The following is a 14,283-nucleotide window of genomic DNA, read 5'->3' on the forward strand; positions in this document are numbered from 1 at the left end:
TGGGAGGAGAACTTCGTGAGCTATTTAAAGATTTGGGAAGCGCCCGCAGGGGCGGTTGGCCGGGATGATTTTGAGGTAAGCGTCCGTATCCCCGGAGGGAATTGGGAGCCGCTTTTCGTGTATGAAGCGAAGGTGGATATGCACAATGTTAGACAGGCTTCCATGTCTTATTTTGACATGGGTGGTGGACCGGTGGAGGTACGGGTTGAGAACCGGAAGGGGCCTATTCACCAAGCTGTCATCCGCCCGCTCTCGAAGCGGATCCCGTTCGAAGTGGAAGGTGCGACCGTTACCTTCCGATTGGAAGAACCGTGCAAGCTGTCTATTGAAGTGAACGGGGACCGATTTGGCAATTTGCATCTTTTCGCAAATGCACCGGAGGACAATCCGCCGAAACCGGATGACCCGAATGTGCTGTTCCTGAAGCCAGCCATTCACAGAATGGAGGATATTCAACGTTTGGCGAATCATCCGCTGCCTGGGGGAGCGGCACCGGAGGTGATTTATTTCGGGCCAGGGATGCATTATCTGGAGGAGACGATCTTCCGTATTCCGTCCGGGAAAACCGTCTATATTGCCGGCAGCGCTATAGTTGTAGGTTCCCTTGTTTGCGATCATGTACAAGATGTCACCATACGCGGCAGAGGTGTGATATATTTATCTGACTTCCACCGATTCTCCGCCTTTCGGGGCGTTAGGATTATGTTCTCGCATCATATTTCAGTGGAGGGTATCGTGCTGCTCGATCCGCCGCATTACAGCATTTACATCGGCAAGTCCGAGCATATCCGGATCCGCGATTTCAAATCCTTCAGCACGCGGGGATGGTGCGACGGCATCGACATGATGTCCAGTTCGCATATAGAGATTGAGGATGTGTTCCTGCGGACGTCCGACGATTGCATTGCCGTATACGGCAGCCGCTGGGATTATAAAGGGGATTCGCGCTGCGTAAGCGTCAAAGACTCCGTCTTATGGGCCGACGTTGCACATGCAATGAATATCGGCGGACATGGAGACTATCGCCGGGGCGGTGACTTGATCGAGGATATCCAGTTCAGCAATATCGATATTTTGGAGCACCATGAGCCCCAGCCCGGTTATTGGGGGGCCATGAACATTAATGTTGGCGATAATAACACGGTGCGGAACGTCACCTATGACAACATCCGTGTGGAGGATTTTGAACTAGGCCAGCTTGTGGACATCCGTATCGTGTGGAACGAAAAATATAACCCTGTTGCCGGTAAACGCATTGAGAATATACATTTCCGGAATGTGACCTATAAAGGAAAAAATGAGCATAAAAACCGCATTTACGGATTTGACCGGGAGCGGACCGTGGACGGTGTCACCTTCACCAATTTGCGTATTAACGGCGAGTTGATTCTGGATGCGGAGCAGGGGCATTTCGACATTAATGAGCACGCGTACGGCATTCAATTTCTAAAGTGACAAAAGGACGGTTCAGGGCGAACTGGGGGACTGGATTACAAGATCGGTTTCCCGGGTCGTTCTCCCAATAGATATAATGAGGGGGTAGCCAAATGAAAGTAGAACGTGTGGGGGGAAGGCTAACACGCCTCTTTAGAAGGGATACTTTATTAATAAAAATCTTATCGTCCTATTTCATTATTGTTATCGTTCTATTATCCGTTTTTTCCTTTGTCTTGTTTCGCACTTACAGCAATAAAAGTATAGAGCAAATCAGTCAAACCTCTGAAAACTTTATTTCGCAATCCTATTATATTGCAGATACAATGCTCATTAATGTCTATTATAACTTTTATCAGTTATTTAATAATAGTATGGATAATGATCTTAATTACGGTTTGTATGTTGATAAACCAGATCAATTTGCCGATCAAGATGCATTAAAGAAATTAAAGCAATATGTGAAGTCAAATCCTCTTATCGGCTCCATTTATATTTATAATTCAAAGGCTGACAGAGTATTATTCAGTATATCCGAGGTAGGAGAAGGGATTCAGTCGACAACGGATTTTTTGGATCAAGATATACTTCGTATCCTGAGGAATAAGGAACGTAACGTTTCGAATGAATATTTTACAAGAAAAGTGGATTATGTAATAAGTAATAACAATGTAAGCGAAAATTTCTTGACCCTGGTTCTTGCAAACACTTCAAATAAGGGTGAAGTTGAATCGTCATTAGTCATTAATTTAAATCAAAGAATACTGCAACAGATGGTTACTAATGGAAGTGCCGGAGATCTCAATCAAGTATTGATCATGTATAAAAACGGCAATGTATTATCCCATGATGACACTTCTATGATCAATAAAAATCTTGCCAATGAAAGCTTTGCGAAACAAATCATGCAGTCTAACAATGAAAAAGGCAGCTTTACAACGAAGATTAACGGTAAGGAATCATTGGTCAGCTATGTGAAAGCAAAGCATTTAGGCTTAATATTTATAGGCATTGGCGAATATAGCAAGCTGTTATCGTCGGCCTATTCCATGCAAAAGACATTATTGTTTTTAACCGTTATTTTTATGCTTGCGGGTATCCTTTTAGCTGTCTATTTTACATCAACCATCTATAATCCCTTCAGAAAATTGCTTCATAAATATAGACTGGATTCAAACCGTTTATTGAATGATAAGAAGAAGACCTTACTAAGTAAAATAGTTAATGGGGAACTGGACGAAAAAATCTTCGACAAAGAGTATAGGATGGAGTGCGGGGTAAGTCTGGACGCTCCGTTCTTTTTGACCCTTGTCCTTAAAATGGATTCTCTTGAAAAGGTTCTTTCAGGCAAATGGTCGAAAGACGTCAGATTGGTTAGATTCGCCATTATTAATATTGCATGTGAATTTTTTAGGGAAAAAGGCTTTAAGGTAGAGGGCGTTGATAACGGAAATGACTATGTCAGTATTATTTTAAATGTCAATCATAGAAGTGACGAGCTTTTGGATAACCTGCTCGATACGGTAAAGGAAATGCAAGACAAAGTAGAGAAATATTTGAAGATCTCGGTATCTGCGGGAATAGGGGACATTGCAGAAGGGATTGAAGGAATAGGCAAATCCTTTCAAAATGCGCTGGCAGCTTCGAATTATCGAATTATTTTCGGCCGAAAAGCAGTCATACAATATGGCGAAATCGCTCAGCGAAATGATAATGTTCTCCAGGAATATCCTTATGATATTGAGAAGAGAATGATCGAAGCCATAAAGGAAAGCAATTTAAGAAAAATTGACGCAAGCCTTAATGAGTTTTTTGAAAGGCTTGCTTTATATAGCGCGGATGTCATCCAAATAACGGTGCTGCAGTTAGCCGTGTTGCTTACAAGGACGCTAAGCGGTATCGCCAAGACGAGTATAGAGAATGGAGAATACAGCATAAAGGTACTGGTGTCCGAGATTCAAACCTGCGAAACGTTGGAAGAAATAAAAACGTATCTCTATTCACTCTGCTTCAAAGTTGTAGAGACCAAAGGCAATGATTCTAAAGAAAATGTAAAAACCGTGATTGCGAATAAAATTAGAGATTATATCAGGCAGCATTATAATAGTATAAACCTATCAACGGATACAGTGGCCAAGTATGTAGAGCTGTCTCCGAATTACGTCAGGTCTATTTTCAAAGAGATAACGGGTATATCCTTGTCGGATTATATTACGCAATGCAGGATGTCGGAAGCACAGCGGCTTCTGATTGAAACGAATGATCCTGTCAGCAGGATTGCCGAATTGGTCGGGTATCCGGAGAATAGCAAGCACTTCTTTACCGTATTTAAAAAACACTTTGGCAGAACCCCGGAAAATTATAGAATGAGTATCCAGAATGACGAGAGTCCAAAAGCAAACTTCGAATGGTAAAGCGAAACAGAAAAAGAACCGGCAGCATCCACGCTGTTGGTTCTTTTTTTGTTGTAAACTGCCTGAGTTCAAATAGCATCGGGATACGCTGCAGCGTGTTTTTGAACAGGTTTAAAAACCATCAAAGCGGCATTTTGATAAAACGAGAACTTGAAGACTCATGCAGGTGATATTAGAGTCAGAAGGGAAAAGGCGTTCCGTATTTCCACGACGCGAGCCGAGAGATTTTTTTAGCATACGGGGGGATGATCACTATGAATGTTGCTTTGAGCAGCAATAAAGCGGACAGCGTTGTTAAGAAGAGAAAAAAGAGCTTCCTATCAGATGTAAAACAAAATTTCTATTTGTATTTATTAGTTTTGCCAGGCATTTTATATTTCGTGATTTTCAAGTACCTGCCAATGGTAGGGATCATCGTGGCCTTTCAAGACTTTAATACGGTGAAAGGGCTTTTTAAAAGTAAATTCGTCGGTCTGAAAAATTTCGAGTATTTCTTCACTTCAAAGGATTGGCTTGTTGTAACCTGGAACACGTTGTATTTAAATCTGTTGTTTCTTATTACCGGTTTGTTTTTTTCGATCCTGATTGCCATTGTGCTGTCTGAAATCAGCTCCAAGTATTTTAAGAAAGTGACGCAATCGCTTGTCATTTTGCCGAATTTTATATCCTGGACATTAGTTTCGATGTTTGTTTTTGCCCTACTATCGACAGATGTAGGATTAATTAATTCCGTTTTAAAAGCGTTGGGCTTTATTCAGGAAGGACAGGAAATCAATTTTTATGCCAACCCGAGTCTATGGGCCGGAATACTGGTTGTTCTAAAAATATGGAAAACCGCAGGCTTCGGTTCCGTTGTCTATCTGGCTGCTATAGCGGGCATTGACCAGGAAATCTATGAAGCAGCCAAAATGGACGGTGCCAGCCGTATGCAATGCATTACAAAGATTACTTTGCCGCAGCTTAAAACGACAGCAGTACTGTTGACCTTGTTTGGCATCGGGGGCATCTTCCACGGGGATCTTGGAATGATCTATGCGATTGTAGGCGATAACCCTTATTTGTATGACACGACCGATGTTATTGACACTTACGTATTCAGAATGCTTAGACAAATGAATGACATGAGCATGTCTACTGCAATCGGACTTTATCAATCCTTTGTAGGCTTTATCATCGTATATATAACCAATTATCTTGCCAAGAAATATGATTCGGATTCCGCTATTTTTTAAAATATAAGAAAGTATAGGTTTTTATACTATGCTTATATTTCATTCGCGAAACGTATGCTGCTCCTCCAAGGGACGGCGCAGCCGTTTTCACTTGAGGAAGGAGATAAACAAATGAAAAGCAGCTTGGAGAATAAAGCATTAAATCTATTTTCTTATCTGTTCATGGCCTTGTTTTCAATATTTTGCATTGTGCCTTTTATCCTTATTTTATCAAGCTCCATATCAGACGAAAAATCCGTACAATTGACCGGCTTTGCTCTTATTCCTAAACAATTCTCGTTGTTTGCTTACAAGGTCATATTCCAGGATAACGCCATATTCAGCGCTTACAAGACAACGATCATTTTCACGGTTGCGGGTACGATCCTTTGCCTGATCATTACCAGTGCGATGGCTTATGCCATTTCCGTGAAAACGTTTACCCACAGAAACAAGATCGCCTTTTTCGTCTATTTTACGATGCTGTTTAACGGAGGTTTGATACCTACCTACCTTCTTATCTCCAAGTATTTAGGTTTAAGCGATAATATCTTGGTTTATATTTTACCGGCCTTGGTTAACCCGTTTAATATGTTTCTGTTAAGGAACTTCTTCAAGCAAATACCGGATTCGCTGGCGGAGTCCGCCAAAATAGACGGTGCGAATGACATCTATATTTTATTTAAAATCATCCTTCCGCTAGCAAAACCTGCATTGGCAACGATCGGATTGTTTTATGGACTCGGTTTCTGGAACGAATGGTTTACAGCCACTCTATTTATTTCCGATAAGGATCTGTATTCTTTGCAATATCTGATCATGAAGGTATTGAGAGAAGTGGACTTTGCCAATCAATTGAATCAAATGCAAGGAATAACATTAGCTAATTATGTCGTTCCAACCAACACGGCCAAAATGGCTACTGCCGTAGTCACTGTAGGTCCCATCATTTTTGTGTATCCATTTCTGCAAAAGTACTTTGTTAAGGGATTAGTAGTTGGAGCTGTTAAGGGCTAAACCCGCGAGAGCGGTTTAGTATATAGGATTGAATAGTAAAAGGGAGGACTAAAAATGAACAAAAAGTTTGTTGTATTACCGATTGCTGCAACCATGCTTGCCGCGTCAATCGCTGGATGCAGCAAGGCATCAAACGAGCCGAGCGAAAGCACTGCGCCCACAAGCAACACGGCAGAAAGTACAGCGCCCGCAACAAAGGATCCGGTTACGCTTAATATTCGTCTGTTCGGGACCGAAAACGGGATGTATCGCGATGTGGATCCCGTCATTAAGGAGTTTGAGAAACGGACGAAGGATACGCTTAATACGACCTTGAATCTTACCTTTACACCGCCTGCCGACTATGGTCCAAAGCATGAATTATGGATCGCATCGGGAGAGGACATCGACCTCTTTAACCCGTGGTCAAAGGATAAATTCGCCAGAGACGGCGCATTGGCGGATTTAAGCGAATACTTTAACAACCCCAAATATCCCGGGCTTCAGAAGGCTTTCTCAGAAGAGTATATCAATGATAATAAGATGAACGGCAAGCTCTATGCCATTCCGCTTACAAACGCTTTCATGGATATGGAAGGTGTCTGGTATCGGAAAGATTTGTTGACCAAGTATGGGATGAAGGATATCAGCAGCTATGATGATTTGTATAACTTCCTTGAAAAAGTAAAAGAAAACGAAAAAGACATGAACCCGTTTGGAAACTATGGCAACACTGCCTTCTTCAAGCTATTTACGGATATCAATGCACAACAGCTTGAAGGGAACGTATTTCCATTTATCGGCGGCTCAAATCCGAAGAAAAATTTCGTGTACGTTCAAATCGCCAATGATGGGAAATCCGTCGCGGGTGTGGCAGCTTATGGAGATCCGGCATCGGAATGGGCGAACATTAATCCTAAGTACGGTCTCGATTATTTGATGAACCAGTTTAACCAAGCGAAGCGGTTTAATGAATTTATTCCGGCAGATACTTTGACAAACACGACTGGAACAGGAAAGCCTGTCGCTGCGGGATACGGAACATTAAATGGGTTTACTGGGGAAGAAGCCAAGCAAAAGGCGTTAGATCCGAATGCGGAGCTTGGTTTCTGGCCGATCTTCAAGAACAATCAAGAAATGACACCTGGAACACAATCTACGGATGGCAAGGCATGGAATTTCATTGCCATACCTGCTTCTTCTAAAAAAATTGATAGAGCAATGGAATTCCTGGATTGGATTTTCTCCAGTCAGGAGAACAATGACTTATTTACGTATGGTATAGAAGGTAAAAATTGGGGGCCTGTAGGAGATAATCAGTGGAAGATTCCGGATGGAGTCGATCCGACTAAAAATTATGCTTTCCCTGCCTTCGAGTTGACTTGGAATCCGAATTTCCATCGAATTCCCGCAGGATTGCCGGAGCAGATTCAACACTATTATGAATATCAATTTAAGCCGGATACCTATAAGAAAAATGTATTGGCTGGATTTACATTCGATCAAGAGCCTGTAAAAAATGAAATCGCCAAATGCAGCACTGTTATGGATAAGTATCTTCCATTCTTATTGTCCGGCTTCGGCGACGTTAATGATAATTTGTCGAAGATGAATAAGGATTTGAAGGCTTCGGGTGTAGAAAAAATTAAAGAAGAATTGAAAAATCAAATCAATGCCTTCCTTGCCCAAAAGCAGTAAAACGCTCTGAAGTCATATCGCAATAAATGAGGAGCACCAGTCGATTCTTGTCAATCAGATCGGTAGGTGTTCCGATCTCAAGCCTATCTTCGATAGAAAGAGAGGCTTGGTCGGTTATGAAAACGCTTACAATCTCAGAGGTGACTTTGCGGTAAGTGGAGACTTGGACCAGTGAAGGCTGATTATCGCAGGCAGGCTGAACTCGCTTCGGCGGTTTAGTATAGATGTACATTTAAAATTTGAGAGGAGCGCAGTAATGAAAATGAAATTAAAACAGGTCGACCATTTTGCCCGCCAGGGGCTCAATCTTGAAAGGAGGTCTTTGAGATGAAAGGGTTTCTGCCCAAATGCAAACGCTCTCTTTCTATCGTATTGTCTCTTCTCATTTTAGGCGGCATCATCCCTGTCGGCCATGCAACCGTGCAGGCTGCCGAATCTTCAGGCATTGCACCTTATACCCCTTATGTATCCAATGTGCCAACGCCGCAAAATAGCGCAATCATCAATCCGAACTATGACCGAAGCTATGACGACTATGTGGTAAAAGGTCCGACAGGAATCGTCCATCCGGGTATTCTGCAATCGCGATCGGATCTGAACACCATGAGGGATATGGTATGGCTCGGTAAAGAGCCTTGGGCATCTGCATTCGATGCGTTCAGAAGGTCAGCCGAATCTTCGAAAAATGTAGCGATCTATGGGAACGGAGGAACGCAAAAGGAGTTCACTTATCCTCAAGTCTCCGACAGCAACGGGGACAAGCAATTGCGTCAGGATGCCACGACAGCCTATCAACAAGTGCTCATGTGGTACATCACGGGGGATGAGGATTATCTGAACAATGCCAAAAACGTATTGGACGCGTGGGCCAATGGGCTTAAGCAATTTTTCGATACGACGGAGCCGGCCAATTGGGATACGATCTCGAAGGTGTGGGGAGCATCCAGCGTTCTCAGCTCCGGGGTTGCAGGTCAGAAGATGGCTGCCGCGGCAGAAATTCTTCTCTATACGCCAAGCTCCGGATGGTGCCGGGACGCACAAGGCAATATCGATTATGAAAAAAAGAAGGTCTACGATAATTTCTTAAGACTCATCTGGCAGGAAACGAACAAGTGGTTCGGATTTTATAATCAAGCGGCTGTAGGGAACATGGGGTATATGTCCATTTCCATCTTCCTGGATGATATCAACGGTTATAATGAAGCGGTGGAGCGGTTTGCCGTCAATAAAAAAGCCGTTGACCAAGATAATGCAAGCGGGGCAGAAAGTATCAATTTCTCGCTCGCCGCGGCGATAATGGATAATGGAGAGGTCGTCGAGATGGGACGCGATCAGGGTCACTCGAACCTTGACGTGGCGACATACGGCGCAACGGCCAGAACCATTCATGTCCAAGGGACGAAGCTTGATCCTGTTACCGGGGTTCCGGTTGCCGAGGGCGGAGTAGACCCCTTCGAATTTCAGGATCAAAAGCTGCTAAAGGCCCTCTCTTATTATACGAAATACAATGCAGGGTACGATGTGGAATATTTCCCTCATATCAACGGCGTGGGACAAAAGACCGGGTGGACCGGCATCAGTCCGAGAGGTGGATCCATAACAGAAGCCGCTTCCATCTACAACTATTATAAATATGAGAAAGGATATTCCGGCGGTAAATATGACGAATTGTTCAAATATCCCGAGATCTTGATGGAGCATCCTGAGGTTCCGGCCATCGATACACCGGGGTCTGGCCAGCTTCTCTTTACCCCTGCGAACGGGGCCTTGGACACGGAGCCGAAGGGGCCGCCGCAGCCTTTGCAGGAAGCGGGAAATTTATATGGTCTATATAACCGGTACCCGGCTGTACCTTTTTCCTCCAACAACGCAGTTTGGTTTAAGAACGGCTTTGTAAAACCTGGAATCGCCAGTTATCTGGACGAGAACGGTTACATCCAATACAAAGCCGAAGGGACGATGAACGGCAACTGGTTCGGCTACGAAAATTTCGATTTCGGTTCGGTTCCCGCGGATACGCTCGCGTTCACCTATGCCCAAAACTCGACGGCCGGGTCGACCATTACGATGTACGTTACCGACCCTGACGTGAAGCTGACTGACGAGACCATGGCCCTGACGAAGCCGACAGCCATCTTTAAGGTCCCCCATACAGGCTGGTGGACCATTCCGAACACCTATGTTCAGAAATTCGAAAACATCGGCGATACACTGAAAGGCAAGAAGAATCTGTATTTCAAAACGACAGGTTCCAATAATGCCTATAATTTTGCCGCCGAAGCGCGCTGGTTTCAATTTTCCGGCGGTTTTGCCAAAACCGATAACAAGGCGATTGAAGCTCCAATTACGAGCGAAACAGGTTATGTGAAGGACGAGGTGTCGGATAACATTACCCTGACAGACGGCGGTTATATCGGATATCGCAACATGAATTTTGACAGCGGCACCGTACAATTGCTGTTGGGTCATAAAGCTGCGGGAAGCGGCGTGCTTGAAATGAGGCTTGGAGGCCCGCAGGGCCAGCTCGTCAAGAGCTATCCGATTGCGGATACGGCAGGCAACACGGTGACCGCCGCTTTCGACCATCAGAATGATGAGATTATCTACGGCAATAACGGAGGCAACAACGATTTTTATCTGGTCTACAGAGGGTCCGGCGCCTTGACCTTTAACAGTTTTAAATACGTAACGCCATCCTCTTCCGGATCGATTCAGTCGACAAAGCGGCAGGGCGGAAGCTATCTTTCCGATCTGTACGGCAATGCCGAGAAGATGGGGGATCATGTCGTATTACCAGGAGACAGCTCCGCATTAACCTATCGCAATGTCGATATGGGGGCCAAAGGCGATGACCGGCGCTTTATGGTATTGCGGGTGAAGAGCAACGAGCCTGTTGTCATAAAAGCCATCGATCTTGGCAATGGAGATGCGGCTGCCAATACCGTAGCTGAATTTGCCGTTCCGAATACGAACGGCGAGTTCGTCACGATCCCATACGATTTGGCGAAATCGGGTTATGCGTCTCGAGAAGGCGCGATTTATCTCAGGCTGCAAGCTACCGGTGGAACTGCCGATGGCCGAGTGGAAGTCGATTACTTCAGTTTTGACAATGCCGATATCCCGTTTGTCGATCTGTTGCAAACGGTATCCATCGAATCCGATCATCCGAGCGATTCATCGATCGCAACGGCTGGTGATACCGTGACCTTATCGTTTACCGCAAGCGAACCGATCGATAATGTTGCCGTTTATTTCGGCAGTACGAAGATGGATGCTGTTTCCACAGATGCCCGTCATTTTACCGTGAAGCAAAAGCTTGGAGAATTCTATACGCTTGGCAAAGTCCCGTTCCGCATCGACTACAATCAAGGCGCAAATCTCGGCAGATCGGTCAAACTTACGACTGACGGCACCAAGGTGACTATCGTTAACGAAGAGGGGCTCCTCAACGATGTATTCAAGACCCTGCCTTTGACTGATTCTACACCGGGGCGAAGCATGGATACGACCGTTCAGCAAGTGGGCTATATGTTTGACGGGAATATAGGTACCGGCTCCGATTTTCGCTCCGAAAACGGAGGCGTGGGTTGGATCGCATTTGACCTCGGGGATCAGGATAAAGTGCAATTAACCCAAGTAAAATTGCTTGGAAGTCAAGGCCTTCCTGCCCGGTCGGCAGGTATTGTCATCCAGGGAACCAATCACATCGGTGATGAGCCGTGGGTGACGTTGACCGCCCCAGCTGTAAATACGGTAAATTGGCAAACATTCCCGGTTCAGAATCCGAAAGCCTATCGTTATATCCGGATTTACAATAGCATCAATTGGTACGGCAATGTTACCGAAGTCAAGTTCTTTGGTAACGTCATCCATGAGGGAAGTCCGGCCATATTGGATACGGTAACGCTAAAGTCGGATAATCCGGAGGATTCTTCCTTAGCCGTGACGGGGAACACGGTCACCTTGAATTTTGCTGCCGGTAAAGCTCTTGAGAATGTCAAGGTTTACTTCGGCGATAAATGGATGGAGGCCGCATCCGACGACCAGCTTCATTGGAAAGCACAATCGACGGTTGGAACTGCTTATCAAACGGGTAAAATGACATTCAAAATCTTGTACGATAACGGGCCTGTCGTGACCGGTACGACGGACGGTACGTCGGTAACGGTCATTGACCCGCTTCAGCTTGCACTCGATAATGCGACAACGCTTCCGGCGGGAGATTATTCAAGATTGAGTTATTATCTATTCAGCCAAGAGGTGGAACGCATCAAAACGGAAATGAATGCTCCTGGTTATACGGATATGAAAATCGCCAAGGAGCTTTACGATGCGAAGAGCCTGCTTGCCCGCAACCCATTATCCTTCTATTCGTTTGAAGGAAACGCGGATAATGCATTCGGTTCTTCCAACGGGACGGTTTCCGGCACCCCTGCGTTCAAGGAAGGGAAAGTCGGGAAAGCGATCGAATTGAACGGCACCAATAGCTATGTCACACTGCCCGCTAAGCATCCGTTGTCCAGTTACAATGAGATCACCTTGTCAACTTGGGTGTATTGGAAAGGCGGAAAGGATTGGCAACGAATCTTCGACTTCGGTAACGGTACTACCCAATATATGTTCCTAACGCCGAAAACGGGTAATTTTATGCGGTTTGCAATTAAGAACGGCGGCGCTGAGCAAATCGTGCAAACCTCGCAGCTCGCAACGAATACGTGGGTTCATGTGGCGGTGACACTCGGGAACGGCAAGGAGAAGCTGTATGTGAACGGTGTGGAAGTGGCATCCGCTAACGTCACGATCAAGCCGGGCGACTTCAAACCGACGTTAAATTATCTCGGAAAAAGCCAGTTTTCTTCAGATCCGTTGTTGGGCGGCATGCTGGACGAATTCCGTATTGATGATCATGTATTAAGCGCTGCTGAGATCCTTCAGTTAGCAAACAATACGGCGCCACACGGGGACTATTCCTTACTGAATTTCTTGCTGGATAAAGCTGCAGCGCTTGATGCCAAGCTTTACACCGAATCGAGCTGGCAAGTGCTGACGGATACGGTTACGAACGCCAAAGCTATGCTTGCAGATGCCAGCCAAGATGCGATCGATGCAGAATCTGCAAGTCTGCTGCAAGCTATGGAAGCACTGGAAAAACGGGAGATCAAAATCACGTCGTCGCTTGATCCTTCGTCTCCAAGCGGCCAGAACGGCTGGTATACGACACCCGTTACGGTGAAGTTGTCTGGTTACGAAAATATACAGTACAGCCTGGATGGCGGAAGCAGCTGGAGTGTCTACGACGCGCCTGTTATCCTCGGGAAGGAAGGCACGAACCAGATCCTGTATCGTCCTGAATCGGTAACCGATTCGGTCTATCCGAAATCGGCGGAGGCGAAGATCGACCTGACCGCGCCTCAACTCACGATCTCCGGTGAAGCGTCCTATACGATTGATCAGACGGTGAACATCATATGCGAAGCGGTGGACAGCGTCTCCGGCGTGACCAACTCGCCGTGCAACGCACCGCTTGTGGATGTCAAGGCGTATACGCTGCTGCCGGGCGTTCATAAGGTGACGGCGGAAGCGGAGGATGCTGCTGGACACCGCTCATCGGCTGAACATTCGTACAGCGTCACCGCGACGTTCGACAGTCTGTCTGCACTCACCGAAACCTTCGCGGCCGAAACAGGAGCAGCTGATTCGCAGCTAGTTGTGGCATCCCTTCAGCAGCATCTGGCAGAGGCCAAAACGAAAGCGGCCGAAAGGAAAGGTGCGGAGGCTCGCAATCTGCTGCAGGCGTATATCGCAGACGTGAACAAGCAAAGCGGCAAAGTGTTCACTGCCGAACAGGCGACTGTGCTGATTCGTTGGGCGCAGTGGCTGCACGACGTGACGCCGCTTGCGAGCGGCGCTCCGGGCAAAGCGGTCCTATCCGACAACAACGGGCATGACACGGGGCTGAAGGACGGCAGCTACACCGTCACCATGAACCTGTGGTGGGGGAACAACGGCACCGAGTTCAAGCTGTACGAAAACGGCAAGCTAATCGCTACGCAGATGCTGACGGACAACTCGCCGGAGGCGCAAACCGTGAAGACCGATATCGCTGGCAAAGTAAACGGTACGTACACGTACACCTGCGAACTCACGAACATCTTCGGCACGACGAAATGCGATCCGCATGTCGTCACCGTCACCGACGCCGCGCCGGGCAAACCGGTCTTGTCCCATAATAACTGGGACGGCGACGGGAATTACGATGTTACGATGAACATGTGGTGGGGAACGAACGGTTCCGAGTACCGCTTGTACGAGAACGGGACATTGATCGATTCGCAGACGCTGAGTGAAGCGACGCCTACGGCCCAAAAGGCGGCAACGAGCATCTCCGGCAGAGCGCCGGGCGTATACTCGTACCGCGCCGTATTAGTCAATGCGGCTGGCGAGACATCCAGCCAAACGATCACGATTACCGTCAAGGAGCAAAAAGGTTGATTAACGAGTCAACTTGCGCATAATCATCGAAGCCCCCA

General features: G+C 46.2%; 5 protein-coding genes and 2 pseudogenes. All 7 read left to right on the top strand.

Annotation, left to right across the window (positions count from 1 at the left end):
- Positions 1–15: 15 nt before the first annotated feature.
- Positions 16–1,455: a glycosyl hydrolase family 28 protein gene (locus ACR9FF_RS05420; RefSeq protein WP_435169561.1), complete on the top strand. Its 1,440-nt coding sequence runs from the start codon at positions 16–18 to the stop codon at positions 1,453–1,455.
- A gap of 92 nt (positions 1,456–1,547) precedes the next feature.
- Positions 1,548–3,848, top strand: a complete 2,301-nt coding sequence (locus ACR9FF_RS05425; protein ID WP_435169563.1) for a helix-turn-helix domain-containing protein — start codon at positions 1,548–1,550, stop codon at positions 3,846–3,848.
- Between the two features lie 254 nt (positions 3,849–4,102).
- Positions 4,103–5,080, top strand: a complete 978-nt coding sequence (locus tag ACR9FF_RS05430; protein ID WP_435169565.1) for an ABC transporter permease — start codon at positions 4,103–4,105, stop codon at positions 5,078–5,080.
- A 111-nt stretch (positions 5,081–5,191) separates the two neighbouring features.
- Complete coding sequence (locus ACR9FF_RS05435) at positions 5,192–6,076, top strand: carbohydrate ABC transporter permease (RefSeq protein ID WP_435169567.1); 885 nt, start codon at positions 5,192–5,194, stop codon at positions 6,074–6,076.
- A 54-nt stretch (positions 6,077–6,130) separates the two neighbouring features.
- Positions 6,131–7,753, top strand: a complete 1,623-nt coding sequence (locus ACR9FF_RS05440; RefSeq protein WP_435169569.1) for a DUF3502 domain-containing protein — start codon at positions 6,131–6,133, stop codon at positions 7,751–7,753.
- Between the two features lie 1,692 nt (positions 7,754–9,445).
- Positions 9,446–12,670 (top strand): annotated as a pseudogene (locus ACR9FF_RS05445) (LamG-like jellyroll fold domain-containing protein); the annotation flags it as partial.
- Positions 12,671–13,651: 981 nt separating this feature from the next.
- Positions 13,652–14,245: pseudogene (locus ACR9FF_RS05450) on the top strand (chitinase N-terminal domain-containing protein); the annotation flags it as partial.
- Between the last annotated feature and the right edge of the window lie 38 nt (positions 14,246–14,283).

This window comes from Paenibacillus glycanilyticus (assembly GCF_051200795.1).
Classification (GTDB): Bacteria; Bacillota; Bacilli; order Paenibacillales; family Paenibacillaceae; genus Pristimantibacillus; species Pristimantibacillus glycanilyticus.

Coding starts and splice junctions, on each gene's coding strand:
- ACR9FF_RS05435 (WP_435169567.1), top strand. CDS start 5,192: ATGAAAAGCAGCTTGGAGAATAAAGCATTAAATCTATTTTCTTATCTG.
- ACR9FF_RS05425 (WP_435169563.1), top strand. CDS start 1,548: ATGAAAGTAGAACGTGTGGGGGGAAGGCTAACACGCCTCTTTAGAAGG.
- ACR9FF_RS05430 (WP_435169565.1), top strand. CDS start 4,103: ATGAATGTTGCTTTGAGCAGCAATAAAGCGGACAGCGTTGTTAAGAAG.
- ACR9FF_RS05440 (WP_435169569.1), top strand. CDS start 6,131: ATGAACAAAAAGTTTGTTGTATTACCGATTGCTGCAACCATGCTTGCC.